Genomic DNA, 23,333 nt, shown 5'->3' on the forward strand with positions numbered 1-23,333 from the left:
AGGCTGATAGTAAAGTCCGGCTTAGTACACCTGCTGCCTGCGGCTTAAGCTTACTAGCTCCCGCACCTCGCCATTAAAGCCTGCTTGTTTGGCTAGCTCCTCTAGTGGCAGATGGAAACGATACTTCCAGAAGTGCGTGGGGTTGCTGGGCACATTGATCTGCTCGGCCTGCGGATCCTGGCGGCGCAGCTCGGCGCTGAGGGCCACGATGTCCTGGAGCGGGAAGATGGCCCACATGGCGGGCGAGTACAGGTGCTGCTCCAGTATTTCGCGTACCACCCACGGCTCGCAGTAGAACGGGGCCGCCTCGTGCCAGTGGCCCAGGATGGTTTCGAAGAAGCGCTGGGTCTGGGCACGGTCTTCCTCCCACCAGCCGCGCAGCGTGCTCATGTCGTGCGAGCCGGGGCTTACTACGCTTAGGTAGGGCGCGGTGCCGGGGTTGCCGAACTCGGTGCTGGGGTCGGAGGGCATGCGCTGGATGTTGAGGCCCAGAATGCCCAAATCCTTCATCACGCCGGGTACCGAGGCGGGCACCATGCCCAGGTCTTCGCCGCAGATGAGCATGTTGGTGGCCCAGCGCACGGGCGGCAGCTTGGTGAGGCCCTGCTCGCGCCAGAAACCCTCGTGGCGCTGGTAGAAAAAGTCGTCGTAGAGGGCCTGCAGGCGCGGGCGGGTGGCCGCGTCGAGCTCCCGGAACGAGCGGCTCAGGTGCAGCGTGATGCGCGGATGGTAGTGGTCGGGCTGCTGGTCGTCGGGCACCAGCAACACCTCGTTGGCCAGCCCGAACAGGCCGGCCCGCAGCCAGCCGTAGTACTCCTCGTGGTTCGGGTCAGCAGCCAGCTTGTCGTTGATCACGGCCTCCATCTGGCGCTGGGTGCGCACGAACTCCTTCAGGCGGATGACGCCGTGCTCGTCGGCGTCCATGAACTCATCGAACACCGCCTGTGCCTGACCACCAAACACCTCCTGCACCACGTGCCAGCGGATGTAGGGTTCGCACAGCCGGCCGTAGTCAAACCAGCCCAGGCGCTGCTCGATTTCCTGCTGCGAAAAGGGCAGGGCGGGCGAAAAGTGGCCCAAGAGGCCCTCCACCGAGTGGGCCGGAATCTCCCAGATGCGGAAAAAACCCAGAATGTGGTCGATGCGCAGGGCGTCGAAATAGCGGGCCAGGTGGCCCATGCGCTGCTGCCACCACTGGTAGCCGTCGAGGGCCATCTGCTCCCAGTTGTAGGTCGGGAAGCGCCAGTTCTGGCCGGTCGTGGAGAAGTCGTCGGGCGGGGCGCCGGCCTGCTGGTGCAGGTGGTAGAGCTCAGGCTGGGTCCAGGCATCAACGGAGTGGCGGTAGATGCCGATGGGCAGGTCGCCTTTCACCACCACGCCCCGCTCGCGGGCATAGGCCACGGCTTCGCGCAGCTGCTTGTCGAGGTGAAACTGCAGGAAGAAGAACAAGCCGAACTCGTCGAAATCAGTGCTGGCCTCATCGGTAAGCGCTTCCGCCTGGGTTGGGGTGCGGAACTTGGCGGGCCATTGGCTGAAATCGGCGGTGCCAAACCGGTCGCGCAGGCCGCAGAAGGCCGCGTAGGGCACCAGCCAGGCCGCCTGCTCCTGGCGGAAGGCGTGGAAGTCGGCGTCAGCCAGAAAAGCCCTTTTCTCCTGCTGATATAGCTGGCGCAGGAAGCGCCACTTGGCGGCCATCACGGGCTCGTAGTCCACGAAATCCTTCGCGTTCAGCTCGTCGCGCAACTGCGCCAGCTCCTGGCGGGCGGCGGGGTCGCGCAGCTCGGCCACCGCCTCCAGGTTGAGGTACTGCGGGTGCAGGGCAAACACCGAAATGGCGGCGTAGGGGTAGCTGTCGACCCAAGTGTGGGTGGCTACTGTGTCGTTGATGGGCAGCACCTGCACCAGTTGCAGGCCGGTGGCCACGGCCCAGTCGACGAGCAGCTTCAGGTCGGGAAATTCGCCCACGCCCAGGCCTCGGCGGCTGCGCAGCGAGAAGACAGGCAGCGCCACGCCGGCCCCGCGCCAGGGCGCGGCCAGGTAGCGGTACTGGTTGTCGGCGACTACGCGCAGCGTCTGCGGGTCGGTTTCGGCGGCCAGCAGCCGGTCGTCGCCGGCTTCCAGCTCCACGAGCTGGCCCGTGCCGGGGTTCCAGCGGCCGTACTTATAACGAACTTCCGCGGCCGGCGCGGCCAGTGTTACCTCGGCCGTCCAGGTGGGGTAATCGGCATCCGACAGCACCACGGCCCGGGCGGCATCCCAGGCGCCCAGGGCCGCATCGGAGCCCAGCACGCACAGCTGCTCGCCGGGCGCCACGCGCGGGGCCGTTAGCTGGAAGCGCACGGCCGGGCCGGTTGTGGTGGGCGTTGCCGGGGCGGCTGGGGTGGGCCGCCGGAACAGCGCCTCGGTGAAGGCGGCCGTGAACAGCTCGTTTTCGGGTTGCGCGGGAGCCCGCCACCAATCGGCCAGCACCAGCCGGCTGAAGGTTGCGTCGGCAGTGGGCAGCAGGCGGTTAGGGCCCCACTCCCAGTGCCGGCCGCCGTCGCGCTCATCCAGCAGCAGGTATTTGTAGCTGCCTTCTGCCTGGTCGGCGGGCAGCTCCAGCTCGCGGCTCCAGTGGCCGGTGGCCTCGTCGTAGTGGAGCGCCAGGGCGGCCTCGGGAGCCCACTGGCCCAGGGCGGGCAGCGAGCCGCAAACGACCAGCCGCTGGCCCGGTTGGGTGCGGTAAGGGAGCGTAAAACGAAGAATCATCGGAAGCGGAGTCAGGTAAAAACCGGTCCGAAAGATACGGGTTAATAGCCTGGAACAGGCGCTCTTCGGAGCAAAAAACCACCGGTTCAGCCCCCAAATTGCCGGTTCAACCGCCTAATCAATGCCGCATTAGCGCCTGGGCAGTGTCCCATTGACAACTGCTGCGGGGCCCGCAGCGGCCTACTTCTGGTCGCGGCGCGGCAGCCGGGGCTGCACCCGTTGCCCCCCGCTGCTGTCGTAGCCGGCGGCGGGGTTGCGGAAGAAAGCAAACCAGCAGATGATGAGCACGGCCCAGCCGACGGCCAGCACGACCAGCGTAGCGCCACTGCGCAGCAGCGTGTCCTGGCTGACCAGGCTGATGCCCCAGATGCGCAGCACCAGCAGCCCGGCCAGCGCCAGGCCCACCAGGATAATTGCGAATCCAACTAGCTTTTTCATGGTCGAAAGGGTTTAAACCGGAGGGATTGGTACGGCCGGATTACGGCGCGCAACTCATAATTTATCGAGCCAGGTCCGCCGCTTGATGGCGTACTCTTCGGGGGTGAGAATGCCTTCGTCAAGCAGCAGCTTGAGCTTTTGTAGCTGCTGAACGGGGTCGGCATCGGGCGGGGCGCTGGTGGTGCTTTCGGTTTGGGCGGCGAAGACTTTGCCCAGCTCGGCGCCGGCACCCAGCGCGAGGCCGGCCCCGGCCAGGCCGCCCTCGGTGCGGGCGGCGTCGCGCAGGGCCCGCAGCTTCTCCAGCTCCGGGTAGTTGAGGCCCCCGGCGGCGGCGGCCTGGGTGTCGGCCGTTACGTCGGCCACCCGGCCGATACGCTCCTGGGTGTCGGCATCGAAGACGGTGCCGTTGAGGCGGAAGTCGGTCAGCTCCAGCCCGAACTGGCCCAGCTCGGGCTGTAACCGTTCGCGCAGCTGGGACGAGAGGCTGACCAGGTGCGCGTCAATCTGCTGGTACGAGAGCTGCGACCCGGCCAGCAGGGTGGTCAGCACCTGGGTGAAACGGCTCTGCAGCAGCTGCCGGGCCTGGGGCACCGTGAAGCTGTCCTGCTGCCCGGCCACGGCGCCGAAAAACAGGTTGGCATCGAGCAGCCGAAACGAGAAGTTGCCGTTGGCCCCCAGCTCCACCGGAATCTGGTACACCGGGTCGAGATACTTGATGGGCATGGCCGTGCCCCAGGGCTGGTTCACGTTTTCGGCGGTGCGGAAGAAGTAGATTTTTACCTTGTGCTCGCTCTCAAACTGGGTGCGGAGCTTGGTGAGGGTGGTGAAAAACGGCAGGTTTTCGGTTTGCAGGTTGTAGCTGCCTGGCGTGGTCAGCACGCTTTCCACCTGGCCCTCGTACACGAGCAGCGCCCCCTGGCCGGGCCCCAGCAGCAGCTTGCTCGCATTCTTGATTTCGTCGTCGTTGGTCGAGGCGAATTTCTGCAACAGCAGCCCCGGCGCGGGGTTGGGCCACTGGATTACCTGCGAAAGCTGATTGCGAAAGAAGTTGAAGGCCATGGCTAATGGAGCGTTACGGGTTTGCGAAAAGTGCCGTCGGGGTTCAGCAGCAGCGTGGTACGGTTGTCGCGCAGGGCGTAGCCGCTGGGGTAGCGGACGGCCTGGTCGGGGTCGAAGTCGGTGGGCAGGGGCGTCGTGAATTTAATGGCCCCGGTTTTAGCATCGAGCACCTGAACCACGGGCGCGCTGCCGTCGGCGGCCGTGGGCCGGAACCGAATCAGCACCTGCCCGGCATCGGCGTACAGCACCCCCGGCGAAAAGTACAGCCGCCCGGGCGTAAAGTCGCTGAACGACAGCACCCGCGCCCGCTGCAAGCCGCGAGGCGTGATGAGCACCTTTTTGTGCGGGTCGGCATCGGTGAAGATGCCCGACCCGCCGTAGTCGTCATCCCAACTGAAATCGGGGTCCTGCTTGGCCCCGCCGTCGTTGTTGAGGTACTGGTATTTGATGAGCTGGAGCTTGTCTTCGGGGTACGTCGTGCTTTTGCCGGTGAACACAAACGTGGTTTTGGTGGCGCTGTTGGGCGGCAGCGTTTTGAAGCCGCCCTGGGCCTCGTAATACGCCTCCTTGTCGTACACCTGGCGGCTGCGCGGGAAGAAGAATACAGTCCGGCCGTCGTTGGTGAAAATCGAAAAGCCGTCCCCGTTGCCGTCGCGCACGGGCTCGATGCTGGCCACGCCGAGGCTCAGCTCGGGCTGCCCCTGGAACAGCGTTTTGGTCACGTCCGTCACCGTATAGGCCGCTTTGTCTACCTGGTAGACTTTGGTTTTATTGGCCAGCAGGTACAGGTCGCCGTTTTCAAAGGCCTTCAGATCCAGGTTCTTCAGCTTCTGGCCGTTCAGTTCGGTCAGGGGCACAGTCTTCAGCTCCTGGCCGGTGCTGGCGTCGTAGAAGCTGGCGAAACAGGTGTCCGTCTCGCTCCGGGAATAGCGCCGGGAAGCGCTTTCGTAGCGGCGGCTGCCCGCCACAAACAGCACCGGCTGGCGCTTGGCACTAAGGTACAACTCCTCCTCCGTCGTCGACCAGCTAAACTTGCCGGAAGGCGCAGCATCCTCATCGTTTCTGCCGCCCGCCACCACCGGCCCATTGCCCGTGCTGACTACGTACGCAGGGGCAGCCGGCCGGAACAGGCGGGGCAGCACGAACAGCAGCAACAGTACGCCCAGCACCACGCCCGCAATCAGGCCGGGGCGATTGGGCGTGGCTGGAGCACTAATCCTCCGCTCGGTGTAGTTGATGTTGATGTCGTCGTTGTCGAGGAAGTATTCGGTGCCGCAGCTGTCGCACCGAAAAAAGTCGGGGCGGACCTCCGTTTTCTGGGTGCTGCCGCATTGCGGGCACTTAATTGCTTTAATCGATTTGGCCATGCGCAAAAGGGAAAGTAGGCGGGGTGCAGTAACGCGAACTTTGCAGTTCGCGGCCCCGTGCCATTAGCGTCGGTTGAACGGCGCGGGGGGCGCGAACTGCAAAGTTCGCGTTACTGCTGCTCAGGGAATGATGACTGAGGTGCGGGTGGTGCCGTCGGGGTTGAGCAGCAGGAGGGTGCGGTCGTGGCGCACGATAAAGCCTTTGGGGTAGCGCAGGACCTGCTCAGCCCGGAACTTGTCGGGCAGCGGCGCCGTGAACCGGATGGCCCCGGTTTTGGCGTCCAGGCTTTGCAGGGTGGGCACCGCGTCGTCGGCGGCCGTGGGCCGGAACCGGATCAGCACCTGCCCGGTGTCGATGGCCACCACTTCGGGCGAAAAGTACAGCCGGCCGGGCGTGAAGTCGCGGTACGACAGCAGCCGGGCCTGCTCCACCATGTAGTCGTTGATGAGCGACTTCTTGTGCGGCTCGTTGCCCGTAAAAATGCCCGCCCGCCCGTAGTCGCGGCTCCAGCTGAAGCGCGCCGGCTCCTGCGGGGCGCCCGGGCTGCTGCGGTACTTGTAGGTGATAAGCTGGAGCTTCTCGTCGGGGTAGTTTGTGCTTTGGGTGCTGAAAGTGAAACCGGTTTTGAGCACGCTGTTGGGCCGTAGGGTGGCCATGCCGCCGCGGGCCTTGTAGTAGGCCTTTTCGGTGTATACTTCGTTGATGCGTGGATAAAAGAGCAGGTTGCGACCGTCGTTGGTGAGCACCGTGAAGCCGTCGTTGAGCGCGTAATGCACCGGCTGAAGCCTGGCCACGCCGCTGCTCAGCTCGGGCTGCCCCTGGAACAGCGTTTTGGTCACGTCCTGCACCCGGTAGGCTTCCTTGTCGATGGCGTAGAGCCGCTTCTCATCGGCTATTGCGTACAAGTCGCCGCCCTCGAAATCGGCGAAGCGCAGGCTGGGCGACGACTCGCCATTGAGCTCGGGCAACGCAACGCTTTTGAGCTCCTGGCCGGTTTCGGCCGCGTAGAAGCTGGCATAGCAGCTGTCGCCCGCTTCGGCTCTGCCGAGGCGCCCGCCCCCCGTTATTTCGTAGCGCCGGGCGCCCATCACCAGCAGCACCGGCTGGCCGCTGGCCGTCAGGTACAGGTGCTCGGATGCCCCCATCCAGCGGTAGGTGGTATCGGCGGGTTGCTCGGCCACGGGCTCGGGCCGGCCGGGGGCCACGTACACCGGCGCATCGGGCTCAAACAGCCTGGACAGCAGAAACAGCAGAAACAAAGCGCCGAAGGCAATGGCCGCCAGCTTCTTAACCCGGTCGGGTACGCCGGTCGGCGCGGTCTGCCGCTCGGTGTAGTTGATGTTGATATCGTCGTTGTCGAGGAAGTACTCAGTCCCGCAATTGTCGCAGCGGAAATGCTCGGGGCGAACCTCCGTTTTCTGCGCGCTGCCGCACTGCGGACACTTGAGGGCTTTAATCGATTTGGCCATGCAAAAGGCAGTTCTTGGGGCAGCAGCGGGCCCGCGGCGGAAGGAGTACGACTCCCAAAAATTACGCCCCCGCTATACTTTGGTTATGTTGCCGGCGTAACCGGTGGGGGGCGGCCGGTAATAGCCGCACCCCGAACATAGCACGTTTTCAATCGGCTGAGCCAGGGGCCAGTCTTTTAGCAATACGGAGATGAACCCTATGACTTTGGAAAGCGCGCTTGCTGAAATCGGCCAGTTCTGGCCTGGCAAAAATCCTTTCGGGTTCGGCCACGGCGGCGCGGCAGCCCGGCTCGGTGCCGAATACGCTCACCCGCTACCACCCGACTTGATAGACTACCTCAACCGCGTGGCCCCGGCCGAGGACGTTTACTTTGATACGGTAGGCAACCCGTTGGAGCTTTATGGCCTGTCCCGGTTGGGGGCACGCCAGGACGGCTACAGGTGGAATTCTGTCACCCAACAGCCCATCCCCGGCTGGAATCCTGATTTCTTTCTGCTCGGCGACGAGGGAGCCGACCCGGTGCTGCTGAACTTGGGGCACCCCGAAATGGGCATTCAGCGGCTCCTGCATGGGGCCGGCGACTGGGAAGCCGGTGAGGCAATAGCCGATACCGTAGGCCAGTTGCTGCTGTGCGCCGCCGCCCGCCACCACGCCCTCACGGGTTTTGAGGAAGACCCGATTATCGACGACGATAAGGGCTTCAACCTGGCCCCGCGGGCTGCCGAGTGGCTGTTTCCCCGCCTGCGCCGCTGGGCCGGCGACTACTACTACGCCTGGACCGCTGGCTTCGACAATGCCTGATGTTGTTCCAGGGAAGGCCTATCTTACCCGCTAAACCCTTTCTGCTATGCCCCTACTCACCATCCTCGACGAAACCGCCAGCGGCAGCATCATCAACCGCCTGGAGCTGGAAATCAGCCAGGAAACCCTCACCGTGCGCGAAATGATTACCCGCCGCGTGCTGGGCGAAGTAGCGGCCTACAACGAGCGGCAGAACGGCGTGTTCCAGGGCCTGGTGCAGCCCACCGAATCGGAGCGGGCGCTCAACGGCTACAAGCTGCGGCCCACCAAGCGCATCGACGGCGAGCAGCAGCAGTACCGCGCCCTGGAGGCGTTTCAGCAGAACGGTTTCTTCGTGCTGGTGAACGACCGGCAGGCCGAAAGCCTGGACGACACCGTGTGGCTGGGCGACGGGGCCACCGTCAGCTTCGTGAAGCTCACGCCGCTGGTCGGCGGCTGAGTTGTGAGGCGGCTCGCCCGTTTTCTTTGCTTGTTCAACTCCGTGGCCACCCCGGCCGCTCGCTAATTTCCTATGCCCTCTCAAAAAGAAAGCAAGTTCGATCCGGCCATTCTTCAGGACCCCAGCCCCGAAGCGGTGGAGATGCAGCCGGTACTGGCCGAACTGCTACCGCAGGTACTGGACAAAGATTACACCACCAGACTCAACGACCTGCCCGCCTATCAGGCAGTGCGAACCCAGGATATGGCCTACCAGAGCCGGCTGGTGCTGGCCCTGGTCGCGGCCCTGGCGCGAGCCAGCAACGAATCGGCCCGGCGCTACGATTACCGCGTGCGCTGGGTGCTTGATGAGGTGCTGTCGGCACTGCTGCGCACCCGGCTCAGCCTCACCGAAGACGACTACCTGCGCCTGTTTGCCCAGGCGGGCCTCACCTTCGGCCGGCCCGGCAAGGTTCGCCCCCTTTATCCCTTTCCCCTGACGCTGGCCATCAACCAGGTGGCCAAGCTGGCCAGGCAGCAGGAGCTGGGCCCGGCCATGCGCACGTTTTTGGAAGGCCTGCGCGACTACACGGCCGGCACCAACGCCGACGATTTGAAGATTCATCGGAAGATGCATGAGATTCTGGGAGAGGGCGAGGGAGACCAGGGGGTGCCCGTAGTGGTGTTTGCCGAAGGCGACCCTTTTGGCGTAGCCCTCGGGCAGTTCGTGGCCGATCTTGACCCGGCTAACTCAGCCACCCGGCCCTGGCTGCAACTGCTGCAACTCTGGCCAAAGGCCACCGCCGGCCAGCCCACCGCCAAGCTGCGCCAGGAGCTGGCCGCCGCCACCGCTGCCGTAGGGGCCGAGGTTGTGCGCGAGCAGGGCCGGATTTGGCTGGATTTGCTGCTGGCTATGCCCGTGGAGCAGGAAAGCCACACCAGCCACAATTATACCTACACCACTTATACCTACCTGCTCGATGCTAACACGGTAGTAGCCAAGGGCCTCGTCTGGACCCTGGAGCCGCTGGCCGACGCGGCGGTGCTGGCCCAGCTCACGGCGCTGGTGGCCAAATGCTTCCGCAAGATTCCGGGCAAGGGCCCGCTGGCCGTGGGGCTGGGCAACGCCGCCTTGCTGGCCCTGTCGCAAAACGGCCTGCCCGGCGTGGCGGCCCTGGCGCGGGTGCGCGGCAAAATCCGCCAGAGCAACACGCAAACGCTCATTGCCAAGTATATCGAGCAGGAGTCGGTGAAGCTGGGCGTGAGTCCGGCCGAGATTGAGGACATGGCCGTGCCCGATTTCGGCCTCGAAAACGGCCAGCTTACTGAGCAATTGGGCGACTACACCGCTACGCTGGAGTTGGTGGCGGGCAAGGCCGAGTTGCGCTGGCAGAAGGGCGACAAGGCTCTGAAAAGTGCCCCCGCAGCTCTCAAAGCCACTCACGCCGACGAGCTGAAGGAACTGAAAGCGGCCCAGACCAACGCCCAGCAAACCTACTCCGCCCAGCGCGACCGGCTCGACCGCAGCTTCGTGGAAGGCCGCCGCATTGCCTGGCCCTGGTTTGAGCAGTACTACCTCCATCACGGCCTGATGACCTTGCTGGCCCGCCCCCTCATCTGGCGGCTGTACCAGCCCGATGGCACGTTTCAGGACGCAATTTTTCGGGTGGACGCCTGGCAGGACGCGCAGGGCCGGCCGGTGCCCGCGCCGACGGCCGAAACCGAACTACAGCTCTGGCACCCGGTGCTGGCCCCGGCCGAAGAGGTGCTGGCCTGGCGGCAGCTGCTGGATGGCTGGCAGCTGCGCCAGCCGCTCAAGCAGGCCTACCGCGAGGTGTACCTGCTCACGCCGCCCGAGGAGCGTACCAACACCTACTCCAACCGCATGGCCGCCCACGTGCTCAAGCAGCACCAGTTCAACAGCCTGGCCAAGCTGCGGGGCTGGCGCTACAGCCTGCTGGGCGCCTACGACAAAGGCTACGAGTCCGACATGGCCAGCCTGGCCCTGCCCGCGCACAATCTGACGGCCGAGTTTTGGGTGAGCGAGGTGGATGCCGATGGCGAGTGGAACGACACCGGCATCTACAACTACGTGAGCACCGACCAGGTCCGTTTCGTGCGCAACGACGAGCCGGTGCCGCTGACCCAGGTGCCGCCGCTGGTGCTCTCGGAAGCCATGCGCGACGTGGACCTGTTCGTGGGCGTGGCCTCGGTGGGCAACGACCCGCAGTGGCGCGACAACGGCGGGCTGGTCCAGTTTCGCACCTATTGGGAAACCTACAGCTTCGGCGAGCTGGGGGAAGTGGCCAAAAACCGCAAGCTGGCCCTGGAACGGCTGGTACCCCGCCTCAAAATCGGCAGGGTGAGCGAAATCAAGGGCAACTTCCTGGTGGTGCGCGGTACGCGGCACATCTATAAAATCCACCTCGGCTCGGGCAACATTCTCATGGAGCCCAACGACCAGTACCTGTGCATCGTACCCGACCGCTCGGCCAAAACCACGGGCAGCGCCGACGTTTTCCTGCCCTTCGAGGGCGACGCCGTGCTGTCCATCATCCTGAGCAAAGCCCTGCTGCTGATGGAGGACGACAAGATTACCGACGAAACAATATTGCGCCAGCTGTGAGCGACGAACCCCTGCCCCCGCAAACTATCCAGGATTTGCGAGCTGCCGGGGAGGCCGAAGGGTTGGCTGAGTTCTGGCCGCGCCTGCAGCCGCACTGTCAGTTCAGTATTCGGCTGCTGCTCATGCCCAGGCTCTACGCCCAACTACTCCTTTGCCTGCTGTTGCCGCTGACTCTGCTGCTCGGCGGCTGCCAGGACAAGCAGCCGGCCGGCCGCATCACGGCCGACAACTACCTGACGGCCATTCCCGACCCCAAAAGCCTGGGCGAAACCTACGTGAGCGACCCCGACTCGCTGCTGCAACCCGGCACGGTGGCCGCCCTCAATGCCCAGCTGTCCGGCCTCGACCAGCGGGGGCGCGCCCATATTGATGTGGTGCTGGTGCAGAGCATCGGCGAAGAAGCGCCCAAGACGGCGGCCACGGCCCTGTTCAACCAGTGGAAAATCGGCGACAAGGACAAGAACAACGGCCTGCTGCTGCTGCTGGTGATGGACCAGCACCGGGTGGAGTTTGAAACCGGCTACGGCCTCGAAGGCGACCTGCCCGACGTTACCTGCTTCCGCATTCAGCAGCAGTACATGGTGCCCGAACTGAAAGCCGGGCGCACCGATGCGGCCGTGCAGGCCGGCGTAGATGCCCTCATTCGCGAGCTGGCCGGGTCGTTGACCACTCCCGCTCTCGTCCCCGATATCCCGCTCGGTCCGGATGCAGAGCTGGCCACGCCCCCGCCGCCAATGGAGCAGGCCCCTTTGGAAGTCGCTCCCGAAGCCTACCAGATGCAACCCGAGGTAGCTTCGCCGGGCTACGACGAGGACGCCAACCAACTGGCCGAGCCGGCCCCGTCGTTTCTGGGCCAATGGGGCGGCTGGCTGCTCACACTGGGAGTTCCGGCACTGATTCTGCTGCTGATACTGCGCACTTCGGACCCCCAAAAGAAGAAGGAGCGCCTCGGGCAGTTTGGCTTCTGGACCTTTGTAATAGCGCTGTTTTCGCTCACCTGGGTGTCGTGGCTGGTGCTGGCCTACGTGCTGCCGCTGCTGGCGGTGCATGGGTACTTGCTGCACCTCTACCGGCGCACCCGGCAGCCCCAGTGGCAACGCCTGAGCCGGCGGCGGCAGTATCAGCGGCTACGGCGGACGCACCGCTATCTGGGCTTCACAGCCTACCTGTTCCCGCTGGTGCTGGCCTGGTACTGGCCCTGGCACCGTCGCCGGCTGGCCCACCTGCGCAACGACCCCTACACCTGCCCCGACTGCGCCCAGCCCATGCACAAGCTCGACGGCACCGCCGAAAAGCCCTACCTCACGGCCGGCGAGCAGACCGAAGAAATGGTGGAGTCGGTTGATTATGACGTGTGGGCCTGCCCCAATGGCCACTATCTGCAACTGGCCTACGCCAACCCCGACAGCGCCCTCAAGCAGTGCCCGGCCTGTCACTATCTGACGCTGGACCTCGAAAGTTCCGAAACGGTGAGGGCTGCCACTACCTCCGCCTCCGGCTGGGGTTGGAACAGGTTCCGCTGTAAATTCTGCCAACACGAGCAGAAGGCCCGGTTCACCATCGCGCGCAAGTCCGAAAGCAGCTCTTCCTCCGGGGGAAGCTACTCGTCCTCCTCCTCATCCAGCAGCAGTAGCTCCAGCAGCAGCGGCGGTTCGTCGGGTGGCGGCGGGGCGGGTAGTAGCTGGTAAGCAGGTGGTGGTTTTGCGCCGGCTAGTAGCCTGATTTTGAGGCTACTGATTTTTGACTGCCTATCTTGCCGGCCCGGCCCGGCTGCGGCTGGAGCCAAGCTGAGCCGTAAATCGGGCGGGTGGCGCAAACCCGGCGGCCGGTTTTTCCGTTTGGCTGACTTAGCTGTGGCCAACCGCGAAAACGTCCTGCTCCGTACCGGGAGCTGAAACGCGGCCGGCCGTCATCCGCCGCGTCTGTCAGGCTTCGCTTTCTCTATTCCGACCTCTACTTTTCGTCTTTTGCCGGTTTACCTGCGTCGCATTTTATACGCCCTGCTGGGGCTGGTTGGGCTGATCCTGCTTATAGTGGTCGGCCTGTTTTTCTACGTCCAGACGCCCTCGGGGCAGGATTTCGTGGCCAATCAGGCCCAGAAGTACCTGCGCGACAAGCTCCAGACCGATGTGCGCATCGGCAAGTTCCGCTCCGACTTTCGCAACACCATCAGCTTCGACGACGTGTTTCTGGCCGACCAGAAGGGCGACACGCTCGTGTCGGTGGGTCATCTGGGCGTCAACATCGACATCTTCGCGCTGCTGAAGTCGAAAATCAAGGTCAGCAGCCTGGAGCTGGACAATGGCCGCGTTGCCATCAGCCGCACCGAGCCCGACAGCATCAGCAACTACGACTTCATCCTCAACGCCTTTGCCACCGGCGACACGGCCACCGTGAACCCCACCACGGCCGCCGACACCACCGGCTCGGGCTTCACCTACGACATCGGCAAAGCCCGGCTAACCAACGTGCTCCTTACTTATAAGGATGAAGTGGACGGGCTGAACCTGCGCACCAAAGTGGGCGCGCTGGCCCTGAACATGGACGAGGTGGACGTAGACAACTCCATCTACAAGGTGGATGAGGTGGCGCTGAAGGACGCGACCATCAACTTTGTGCAAACCAAGGTGCCGCCCGACTCGCCCGCCGATACAGCGGCCCTGACGCTGAAGTTCGGCCTCAACAAGGCCCGGCTCGATAACGTGGCCCTGACCTACCGCAACCGCCCTTCGGCCCAGTACATTACCACCCGCATCGGCGAGGCCGAGGTAACGGCCGACAACATCGACCTGATAAACAGCCGCGTGGCCCTCAACAAGCTCACGCTGCGCAACACCACCTTTGCCTACGCCCAGAACGAGGAGGTGCCCACCGAGCAGCGCGTCATCAACCCCGCCGAGGCCGTGCGCGACCTCAACAAATCGGTGGAAAACGCCACCAACCAGGACGCCAGCTGGATAGTGAGTCTCAGGGAGTCCGATATCAGCGGGGTCGACGTGGCCTTCGACAACTTCAACCAGCCGGCCCAGCGTACCAAAGTGCGGGGCATGGACTATAATCACCTCAAGTTCAGCAACCTCACGCTGAACACCGAGAACCTGCGCTACTCCGAAAACAGCACCACCGGCCGCATCACGCAGCTTGCGGGCCAGGAGCAGAGCGGCTTTGCCGTAACCCGCGCCCAGGCCGACGTGGTGTTCGACTCGACCCAGACCCGCCTCGACAACCTCGACCTGGTAACGCCCCACACCCGCATCCGCCGCACGCTGGCCATGCAGTACAAGAGCCTCGACGCCCTAACCGACGACCTGGCTAATCTGCAAATTGAGGCCGACCTGCGCGACACCCGCCTGGGCTTCCGCGATATTCTCTACCTGGCCCCCGACCTGATTGACACCCCGCCCTTCACCACCGGCCCCAACCAGTCGGTGCTGCTCAGCGGCAAGGTGGGCGGCCGGGTGGGCGATTTGCGCATCCAGGGCCTTGAATTGGTGGGCCTGCGCAACACCCAGCTCGTGGCCAGCGGCCGCATTCAGGGCCTGCCCGAAACCGACCGCCGCCTCTACGCCGACCTCGACATCAAGAAGTTCGTTACTACTGCCGCCGATATTAAAAGTCTGGTTCCCCGCGGCACGATTCCGGCCGGCTACTCGCTGCCACCTCTGATGAGCGTGAGCGGCACGTTTAAGGGCCGGCCCACGGCGCTGGTGTTCGATACCGATTTGCGGGCCACCACCACCTACGGCAACCTGGCTGCCAAAGTGAACGTGGGCGCGGGCCCTGCCGGCCAGGAGCCGATCAAGGCCGTATTCAGCACCCGGCAGCTCAACGTGGGCAAGCTCATCGGCGACCCAACCATTGGCACCGTAACGGCCAGCGGCACGCTCAGCGGCCGCGGCGGCCTCGACCCCAACCAGCTGCGCGGCCAGCTGACTGCTAACGTGCAGCAGGCCACCTACAACGGCTACACCTACCACGGCATTGCGGCCAAGGTAGACATCGACCGCAACCGCTACGTGGTAGACGCCAGCAGCAAGGACGACCCCAACCTCAACCTCGATGTGCTGGCCACCATCGACCTGCGCAACGCTTCCAACCCAACGTATACCGTCGACCGGCTGAACCTGCGCGGGGCCAACCTCACCGCCCTGGGCTTTTATACCGGCGGCAATCTAAGCGTGCAGGGCGACCTGAAAGCCAACCTCAGCGGCTCCGACCTGAACACCATCAACGGTACGTTCTCGGGCAGCCGCATTGCCATTGTGAGTGATGGCAAGCCTTTCGTGCTCGATTCGGTGAGCGGGCGGATTGTGCAGCGCACCGGCCGCACCGAGGTGGACTTCGCCAGCTCAGTGGCCGATATTGAGCTACGCGGCAACACCCGCCTCGGCGACATTGCCACGGCTTTGGAGCAGCACATCGACCGCTACTTCAACCTGCCCGGCGTGCAGTACCGCCCCGGCGGACCGTACCGGCAGTTCACGTTCAAGGCCGACGTGAAGGAGCCCAAGGTGTTCTCGGCCTTCGTGCCCGACCTGCAACAGCTCACGCCCTTCACCCTCACCGGGGGCTTCGACAGCCGCGAGGCCGACCTGCGCCTCAACACCCGCATTGCCCGCATCAAGTACGCCGGCTACCAGCTCGATTCGTTGCGCTTGGCGGTGTCGTCGGACCCGCAGAAGCTCGACTACGGACTGCGGCTCGACCAGATCAGGCAGGACACTACCCTCAACCTGCCCAACCCCAGCCTGAAGGGCAGCATTGCCGACAACAAGGTGGGCACTCACCTGCGCATTGCCCAGAACGACAGCAGCACCAACCTCGACTTGGGCGGCGTGTTGCAGGTATATGAGCGAGGGGCCTCCTACGGCTTCAGCTTCGACCCCAAGCTGGTGCTCAACAACCAGCAGTGGGCCGTGCAGCCCGGCAACGAGCTGCGCTACAACGTGAACACCGGCGCCATCCGGGCCGAAGACGTGGAGCTTAGCCAGGGCCGTCAGCGCATCGCGCTGCAAACCCTGGCCGGCACCGGCTACCCCCTCCAGGCCCAGTTCAGCAACCTCAACCTGAATGAGCTGGCCAAGGCCGGCGGCCTCCAGGATTCGCTGGTGGGCGGCGAGCTGAACGGGCAGGCCGTGGTGAAAGCGTTGGGCCAGCCCGGCATGGCCTTCACGGCCGACGCCAGCCTGCGCGGGCTGACCTACAGCAAAACCCTGCTCGGCGACCTGGCCCTGAAAGCCAATAACCCTGCCGCCGACCGCTACACTGTGGACCTGCGCCTGACCGGCGGCCCCAACAACAACGATGTGCGCGTGAGCGGCGACTACCTGGCCAGCGGCGCTTTGGACATGCAGGCCGACGTTGCGCGCTTTGCCCTCGGCACCGTTGAGCCCTTTTCGCTGGGCCAGATCAAGGAAACCACCGGCTACCTGAGCGGCCGGCTGGCCATTGCCGGCACCACCGCCGCCCCCGAGGTGCGCGGCCAGCTCACCACCAACGACGCGGGCTTCACGCTCAGCCAGCTCGGCGCCCCCTTCACGCTGCCCCGCCAGGATATCACGTTTGATGAGAAAGGCATCCGCCTCAACGACTTCGTGATTCTGGATTCGCTGCAGAACCGGGCCGTAGTGGATGGCTACGTGCTGACCCAGAACTTCGTGGACTACGGCTTCCGGCTCGATGCCACCACCAAGGATTTCATTGCCGTGCAGAGCACCCAGCGCGAAAACCCGCTGTTCTGGGGCAAGCTGATTGTGGATTCCAAGTCGCGCATTACCGGCGACCTGAACCTGATGAAAGTCAATACGACGGCCGCCGTGGTGAAGGGCTCGAACTTCTTCGTGGCCGTGCCCAACGACGAGGCCGATAAGGTAGCCACCGATGGTATCGTGGAGTTTGTGGACAAGAGCGCCCCGATTGATACCATGCTGCTGCGGCAGCTGGCCCGGCAGGATTCGGCCAAAACGGCCGCCGGCTACGATATCCGGGCCAACATCACGGTCACCGACGAAACGCCCTTTACCGTTGTGATTGACGAGGCCTCGGGCGACAACCTGAAGGTGCGGGCCAACGGCACGCTCAACACGGCCATCGACCCGGCGGGCAACATTACGCTCAGCGGCCGGCTGGCCGTGAAAAGCGGCAAGTACCACCTCTCGCTCTACGACGTAACCGAGCGCGACTTCGAAATTGCCGAGGGCAGCACCATCACCTGGGCCGGCGACCCCTACACCGGCGCTGCCGACGTGTCGGCCATTTACGTGGCCAAGGCCGCGCCGGCCGAGCTGCTGTCGGGCCAGGGCTCGAACAGCGAAGACCTGAAATCGACGGCCCGCAACACCATCCCGTTTGATGTGTACCTGAACGTGGCCGGGGAGTTGCTCAAGCCCGCCATCAGCTTCGATATTCAGCTGCCCGAGGACTCCCGCTCGCCCCTGCGGCCCCAGATTGAGAACCGCCTGGCCCAGCTGCGCCAGCCCAGCCAGACCGACGAGTTGAACAAGCAGGTGTTCTCGCTGCTGGTGCTCAACCGCTTTCTGGCCGAAAACCCCTTCGAGAGCAGCGGCGGCAGCATTGTGGCCGAGCAGCTGCGCGGCAGTGCCAGCCAGGTGCTCACCGAGCAGCTCAACAAGCTCACCGGCTCCTACCTCTCCAACCTGGGCGTGGAGCTGGGCGTGAACTCGCAGGCCGACTTCTCGTCGGGCTCCGAAAAAACCCGCACCGACCTGAACGTGGCCGTGCGCCGGCAGCTGTTCAACGACCGCATAACTGTGCGCCTGGGCACCGATGTACCGTTGGGCGGCGGCAACCAAACCAGCAACAGCCAAAGCGCAAGCGACTTTGCCGGCGACGTAAGCATCGAGTACGACGTGCTGGCCAACGGCCGCCTGCGCCTGCGTGCCTACCGCAACAACGGCTACGGCGACATCGACGGGCAGTATGTGCGCAACGGTGCCTCGCTGATTTACCAGCGCGACTACCAGAACTTCGCCGAGCTGTTCAAGGGCATCGACAAGGATGTGAAGCAGCGCAACAAGGAAATCCGGAAGCAGCAGAAGCAGGAAGAAAAAGCCGCCGCCGACTCGGTAAAAACTACCACCACCGTGCCGCGCCGCGACTCAGCGCGCGTAGCCGGGCAGCGGCCAACAAGCAGTAAATAGAGAAACCAAAAGAACGTCATGCAGAGCGGAGCGAAGCATCTTGCGTGCTGACATTGTAATGGTTACCCAATGTCAGCACGCAAGATGCTTCGCTCCGCTCTGCATGACGTCCCAAAATGAATCAGCCAGTGCCCCAACTTCAACCTCCCCGCCCCCTGTTCTCCCGCTTTATCCGCTCCGGCCGCCGGTTGGCGGCGGGGCTGCTGCTGGCCGGGCTGGCCGGGTGCAGCGGCCTCAAGTTCATCCCCGATGGCGCCCGCCTCTACACGGGCAGCACCGTTAAGCTTAAGTCGAACACCGGCTCCGAAATACCCAACGAGGCGGTAGTGCAGACCGAGTTGGAAGCCGTAATTGCGCCCAAGCCCAACTCGTCCATTCTGGGGCTGCGGCCCAAGCTGTACTTCTGGCACATGGGCGTGGGCAAAACCAAGGGTATCGGGCACTGGCTGGCCGACAAGTACGGCGAGGAGCCGGTGCTCTTCAGCAAGGTCGATACTGCCAGGGTGGCCGGGCTGATGCTCAACCGCCTCAACAACGACGGCTTCTTCAAGCCCGAGGTGCGCGCCAACGTCAAGCTCGAAGAGCGCACGGCCTCGGTCGATTACGAGGCCCGCGTGAACGATGTGTACCGCATCAAGGAGGTGTTTTTCCCCGAGCGCGACACGCTGCTCGACCGCGACATTCGGGCCACCCAGGCTGCCTCGCTGCTGAAGGCGGGCGACCCGTACAACCTGCAAACCTTCGTGAACGAGCGGGTGCGGATCGACAACGAGCTCAAGAACAAGGGCTACTACTATTTCGCACCCGACTACCTGCTGTTCCAGGTCGATAGCACCCTCAACAACCAGGTGAACGTGTACGTGAAAGTGAAGGGCAGCATCCCGGCCAAGGCCGCCCAGCCCTACGTGCTCAACCGCGTGGTGCTCAACACCGACTACACGCTCCAGGACACGACCACCAACAAAACGCCCATCAACTACCGGGGCTACCGCTACTACCCCGACGAGTCGGTGTTCAAGGCCAGGGCTATTACCAACGCCGTGTTCCTGTACCCCGACAGCCTCTACCGCCGCCGCCGCGCCGACCAGACCTTGAGCCGCCTCATGAGCCTGGGCACCTTCCGCTTCGTCGACCAGCAGTTCCGGCCCGCCCGCAACAAGCCCGACTCGCTGCAATATGGCTTTCTGAACGCCATCGTGCGCATGACGCAGGTGCCCAAGAAGTCGCTGCGGGCCGAGGTGCAGATGAACGCCTCCAACCTGTTTACCGGGCCGGCCCTGGTGGTGCAGTACCGCAACCGCTCGGCGCTGCGCGGGGCCGAGCAGCTGCTCATCAACGCCCAGGCCTCGGCCGAAACGGGCAAGGGTGCGCTGTCGGGCGTTACCTCCACCCAGTTCGGCATTGATGCCCAGCTGCTGGTGCCCCGCCTGATTACGCCGCCCTTCGATATCCGGCTGCGCAACTCCGATTTCCAGCCCCGCACCTTCTTCGAGGCGGGCGCCAAGTACGTGCTGCGCACCAAGTACTTCCAACAGAACGTCTTCAACCTGGGCTACGGCTACAGCTGGAAAACCAAGCTCACCAACGAGCACCGCCTGCAACCCGTCGATTTACAGTATGTGCGCCTGAGCAAAGAGGAAGACGTTTTCAAGCGCCTGCTTGAGCAAAGGCCCTTCCTCAAGCAGAGCTTCCGCCAGCAGTTCATTCTGGGCAGCAGCTACACCTATACCTACAACCAGCAGGTGCTGGAGCAGCGCCGCAACCAGATTTACTTCAGCGGCGGCCTGGAGCTGTCGGGCAACCTGGCCTACCTGCTCAAGAACCTGAGCGGGGCCGACAAACAGGCGCCCGAAGGCCAACGGCCCGCGTACGAAATTGCGGGGCAGGCCTTCTCGCAGTATTCCAAACTAAACCTGGAGCTGCGCAACTACTACCGCACGTCAGTGAATCCGGCCAGCGGCAACAAACTAGCGGCCCGGCTGCTCATCGGGGCCGGTATTCCCTACCTCAACTCCAGCGTGCTGCCCTACCTGAAACAGTACGGCATCGCCGGCCCCAACAGCGTGCGGGCCTTTGCCGCCCGCGGCGTGGGCCCCGGCACCTACCGCACCCCTGCCAACGACTCCAACGGCGGCTTCTACGACCAGGTGGGCGACATCCGCATCGAAGGCAACGTGGAGTACCGCCAGGACCTGTTTCCGTACGTGAAAGGAGCGGTGTTTATTGATGCGGGCAACATCTGGCTGGTGAACGGCGACCCCGCCCGCGCCACCTACACTACCACCAGCACCGACGCGGAAGGCAACAACGGCGTGGCCGACGGTAAAAACGGCCAGTTCAAGTTCAACTCCTTTTTCAAGGAACTGGCCGTGGGTGCCGGCGTGGGCCTGCGCATCGACGTGCAGTTCTTCGTCATCCGCCTCGATGCCGCCGTGCCCGTGCGCTACCCCTACGCCAACAAGGAAATCAAAGTCCGGCGGAATTCCGAAATCCCGCTCCCCCCCGGACTTACTGATACTTACAAGAAGAGCCATGTTGGCTACGAAGGCCTCCGCCTGAACCTCGGCATTGGGTATCCTTTTTAATCAGAACTGTTAGCCTCCGTTCAAAAGCCCGTTGCCCAGAACCCGAAAGGGCCCCGCACCTAACCAAGTGCGGGGCCCTTTCGGGTTTCAGCTAACAGCTCAAAATCAGGCTTCCACTGCCATGCGGATTTCCGCCGGGGCACCCACGGTTTTACTGGCTGGCACCACGGTCACGCGCACGTACTTCGAGGTGGGCGTATTGCTCTTCTTGGCCACGCTGCCGATGGGCACGAGCGGGTTGGCCTCGGGGAAGTAGGCCGACACGTTCCCTTTCGGAATATCGTAGGGCACGGCCACGAACTTCTCGACGGTGCGGTCCTGGCCGTTGTAGTGGCTGGTGATGTCGATGAGGTCCTTGGCCTTGAGGCCGCGGTCGGCCATGTCCTGGGCGTTCATGAACAGCACGCGCCGCTCGCCGTGAATGCCGCGGTAGCGGTCGTTGTAGTCGTAGATGGTGGTATTGAACTGGTCGTGGCTGCGCACGGTCATCAGAATCAGCTCGTCGGCCCCTACCTCGTAGCGCTCCAGCTCGGTGGTCGTGAAGTGGGCCATGCCGTCCTTGGTCGTGAAGTTCCGGTCGCGGGGGCCATTGGGCAGGTAAAACCCGCCGGGCCGCCGCAGCTTCTCGTTGAAGTTCTCGAAGCCCGGAATCACCCGCGCAATATGGTCGCGGATAACGTCGTAGTTCTCCGTCATGGCCACCCAGTCGGCAATGTTGGTTTTCTCGCCCAGCGTGGCAATGGCCACGCCGGCCAGAATGGCCACTTCGCTCAGCATCTGGCCGCGCAACGGCTCCAGTACCCCCTTGTTCTGGCTTACCACGCCCATCGAGTTTTCGCACGAAGTCATCTGGTGGCCGCTTTTCTGCATGTCGATGTCGGCGTGCGTGAAGCAGGGCAGCAGCAGGCTCGTTTTGCCGGTGGTGAGGTGGCCGCGGTTGAGCTTGGTACCCACGTACACCGTGAGGTTCTGCTTGCGCATGGCCTCGGCAATGAACTCGGTGTCGGGGCCGGCGCCCAGCAGGTTGCCGCCGAGGCCGAAGTACACTTTCACGTCGCCCCGGTGCATGGCCTTGATGGCGTCCACGGTGTCGTAGCCGTGCTCGGTGGGCGAGGTGAAGTTGAACTCGGCGCCCAGCCGGTCGAGGAAATCCTGCGACATCTGCTCCCAGATGCCCATCGTGCGGTCGCCCTGCACGTTGGAGTGGCCGCGCACCGGGCAGGTGCCGGCCCCAGGCTTGCCGATGGCACCCTTCAGCAGCAGCAGGTTCACCAGCTCCTGAATTGTCTGCACGCCCTGGCGCTGCTGGGTCAGGCCCATGGCCCAGCAAATGATGATTTTCTTCTTGTTGGCCAGCAGGTTGGCCGCCTCCAGCAGGTCGGCGCGCGAAATGCCGCTTATTTCCTCAATGTCCTCCCAGCTCGTGGCCTTGATGTTGGCAATGGCCGACTCGTAGCCCTCGGTGTACTTGTTGATGAAATCGAAATCGAACACCTGGCCGGGATTGAGCTCCTCGGCGGCCAGCAGGTGCTTCATAATGCCGCGTAGCAGGGCCATGTCGCCATCAATGCGCACCTGCAAATACACGTCGGTTATTACCGTGCCGTTGCCCAGCAGCGCGCCCAGGGCCTTCAGCGGGTTCATGAAATCCTGGGGGTTCTTGAAGTGGTTCAGGCCGGCCTCAATCAACGGGTTTACGCTGATGATTTTGGCCCCGTTTTGCTTGGCCAGCTGCAGGGCGCTCAGCATCCGTGGGTGGTTGGTGCCCGGGTTCTGGCCGATAATCATAATGACTTCGGCCTCATGAATGTCGTTGAGCGTGACCGAGCCCTTGCCCAGGCCCAGCGTGCTGCTCAGGGCGGCGCCGCTGCTTTCGTGGCACATGTTGGAGCAGTCGGGCAGGTTGTTGGTGCCGAACTGCCGGGCGAAGAGCTGGAACAGGAAAGCCGGCTCGTTGGGCACCTTGCCCGAGGTGTAGAACACGGCCTCGTCGGGCGAGGCCAGCGCGTTCAGCTCGGTGGCAATCAGCTGGAAGGCGTCGGCCCACTCGATGGGCTTGTAGTGGTTGTCGCCGGGGCGCAGCACCAGGGGGTGGGTGAGGCGGCCGGCGTTGTTCTGGTCGCGGTCGGTCATCTGCGAGAGCTGGGCCAGGCTGTGGCGGGCGAAGAACTCGGGCCCGCAGGCCTTGTCGTCGGCATCCGAAGCCGTCGCCTTGGCGCCGTTTTCGCAGAACTCGGCGATGGAGCGGTGGTGGTCGGGGTCGGGCCAGGCGCAGCTTGAGCAGTCGAAGCCATCCTTCTGGTTCATGTTCAGCAGGCCCTTGGTACCACGGTCCAGGCCCCCCTCGCCCCAGCTAAACGACATGCTCTTGATAACGGCCGTAACGCCGGCGGCCACCGTCTGGCGGGGCTCCAGACGCAGGCCCGTCAGGGCCTCGGGGGGCTGGGCCAGAATGGGGTGGTTGTACTTGGCGTTGGCCACGTCGGGCGCTTTAATGGGCTCGGGCACGTTGTTGCGGTTGGTGGGGTCGTAGTTGTCGGGGGCGGGCGCCTGGCCCTGGTCGGGCCGCTCGCCGCTTTTAGGCGCGTGGTCGGCCTTTTGTTCGTTGGTCTGGCCGGCTTTTCCGGGGTCAGTGGCAGGAGAATTTTCCATGGGAAAGCG

The 23,333-nt window shown here is 64.0% G+C and carries 12 protein-coding genes; 6 read left to right on the forward strand and 6 right to left on the reverse strand.

Annotation, left to right across the window (positions count from 1 at the left end; all coding sequences use genetic code 11):
- Positions 1–21: 21 nt before the first annotated feature.
- The 5 genes from BMY67_RS15065 to BMY67_RS15085 form a co-directional block, all read right to left on the reverse strand.
- A complete protein-coding gene (locus BMY67_RS15065; protein ID WP_092773096.1) occupies positions 22–2,748 on the reverse strand; it encodes a 4-alpha-glucanotransferase in 2,727 nt (908 codons plus the stop codon).
- A gap of 180 nt (positions 2,749–2,928) precedes the next feature.
- A complete protein-coding gene (locus BMY67_RS15070) occupies positions 2,929–3,186 on the reverse strand; it encodes a hypothetical protein (protein ID WP_092773098.1) in 258 nt (85 codons plus the stop codon).
- 54 nt (positions 3,187–3,240) lie between these two features.
- On the reverse strand, positions 3,241–4,245 hold the full coding sequence (locus tag BMY67_RS15075; RefSeq protein ID WP_092773100.1) for an SPFH domain-containing protein: 1,005 nt from the start codon (positions 4,243–4,245) through the stop codon (positions 3,241–3,243).
- Between the two features lie 2 nt (positions 4,246–4,247).
- Complete coding sequence (locus BMY67_RS15080; protein WP_092773101.1) at positions 4,248–5,612, reverse strand: hypothetical protein; 1,365 nt, start codon at positions 5,610–5,612, stop codon at positions 4,248–4,250.
- A gap of 120 nt (positions 5,613–5,732) precedes the next feature.
- The gene (locus BMY67_RS15085; RefSeq protein WP_092773103.1) at positions 5,733–7,082 is read right to left on the reverse strand and encodes a hypothetical protein; all 1,350 of its coding nucleotides are present in this window, start codon (positions 7,080–7,082) and stop codon (positions 5,733–5,735) included.
- Between the two features lie 325 nt (positions 7,083–7,407).
- On the opposite strand from BMY67_RS15085, the gene BMY67_RS15090 reads away from it, so the two are divergent.
- The 6 genes from BMY67_RS15090 (at position 7,408) to tamL (ending at position 20,672) form a co-directional block, all read left to right on the forward strand.
- The gene (locus BMY67_RS15090; RefSeq protein WP_143069850.1) at positions 7,408–7,884 is read left to right on the forward strand and encodes a hypothetical protein; all 477 of its coding nucleotides are present in this window, start codon (positions 7,408–7,410) and stop codon (positions 7,882–7,884) included.
- A 46-nt stretch (positions 7,885–7,930) separates the two neighbouring features.
- A complete protein-coding gene (locus BMY67_RS15095; RefSeq protein ID WP_092773107.1) occupies positions 7,931–8,323 on the forward strand; it encodes a hypothetical protein in 393 nt (130 codons plus the stop codon).
- 72 nt (positions 8,324–8,395) lie between these two features.
- Positions 8,396–10,927 (forward strand): DUF4132 domain-containing protein, encoded by a 2,532-nt coding sequence (locus tag BMY67_RS15100; protein ID WP_092773109.1) that lies wholly within the window; start codon positions 8,396–8,398, stop codon positions 10,925–10,927.
- Positions 10,924–12,615 (forward strand): TPM domain-containing protein, encoded by a 1,692-nt coding sequence (locus BMY67_RS19050; protein WP_143069851.1) that lies wholly within the window; start codon positions 10,924–10,926, stop codon positions 12,613–12,615. The genes BMY67_RS15100 and BMY67_RS19050 overlap by 4 nt, the downstream gene beginning before the upstream one ends.
- Positions 12,616–12,894: 279 nt before the next feature.
- Positions 12,895–18,087, forward strand: a complete 5,193-nt coding sequence (locus BMY67_RS15110) for a translocation/assembly module TamB domain-containing protein (protein WP_092773111.1) — start codon at positions 12,895–12,897, stop codon at positions 18,085–18,087.
- A 128-nt stretch (positions 18,088–18,215) separates the two neighbouring features.
- The gene (gene tamL, locus BMY67_RS15115) at positions 18,216–20,672 is read left to right on the forward strand and encodes a translocation and assembly module lipoprotein TamL (RefSeq protein ID WP_177189853.1); all 2,457 of its coding nucleotides are present in this window, start codon (positions 18,216–18,218) and stop codon (positions 20,670–20,672) included.
- A gap of 105 nt (positions 20,673–20,777) precedes the next feature.
- Here the strand turns inward: tamL and BMY67_RS15120 are convergent, their stop codons facing one another.
- Positions 20,778–23,324: an FdhF/YdeP family oxidoreductase gene (locus BMY67_RS15120; protein ID WP_092773115.1), complete on the reverse strand. Its 2,547-nt coding sequence runs from the start codon at positions 23,322–23,324 to the stop codon at positions 20,778–20,780.
- Positions 23,325–23,333 lie beyond the last annotated feature (9 nt).

Origin of the sequence: Hymenobacter actinosclerus, assembly GCF_900111515.1 — a bacterium.
Lineage (GTDB): Bacteria > Bacteroidota > Bacteroidia > Cytophagales > Hymenobacteraceae > Hymenobacter > Hymenobacter actinosclerus.

What these genes read in the sequence shown, in the direction of transcription:
- BMY67_RS15100 (WP_092773109.1), top strand. Translation starts at nt 8,396, where the DNA reads ATGCCCTCTCAAAAAGAAAGCAAGTTCGATCCGGCCATTCTTCAGGAC.
- BMY67_RS15065 (WP_092773096.1), bottom strand. Translation starts at nt 2,748, where the DNA reads ATGATTCTTCGTTTTACGCTCCCTTACCGCACCCAACCGGGCCAGCGG.
- BMY67_RS15085 (WP_092773103.1), bottom strand. Translation starts at nt 7,082, where the DNA reads ATGGCCAAATCGATTAAAGCCCTCAAGTGTCCGCAGTGCGGCAGCGCG.
- BMY67_RS15120 (WP_092773115.1), bottom strand. Translation starts at nt 23,324, where the DNA reads ATGGAAAATTCTCCTGCCACTGACCCCGGAAAAGCCGGCCAGACCAAC.
- BMY67_RS15075 (WP_092773100.1), bottom strand. Translation starts at nt 4,245, where the DNA reads ATGGCCTTCAACTTCTTTCGCAATCAGCTTTCGCAGGTAATCCAGTGG.
- BMY67_RS15080 (WP_092773101.1), bottom strand. Translation starts at nt 5,612, where the DNA reads ATGGCCAAATCGATTAAAGCAATTAAGTGCCCGCAATGCGGCAGCACC.
- BMY67_RS15070 (WP_092773098.1), bottom strand. Translation starts at nt 3,186, where the DNA reads ATGAAAAAGCTAGTTGGATTCGCAATTATCCTGGTGGGCCTGGCGCTG.
- BMY67_RS15095 (WP_092773107.1), top strand. Translation starts at nt 7,931, where the DNA reads ATGCCCCTACTCACCATCCTCGACGAAACCGCCAGCGGCAGCATCATC.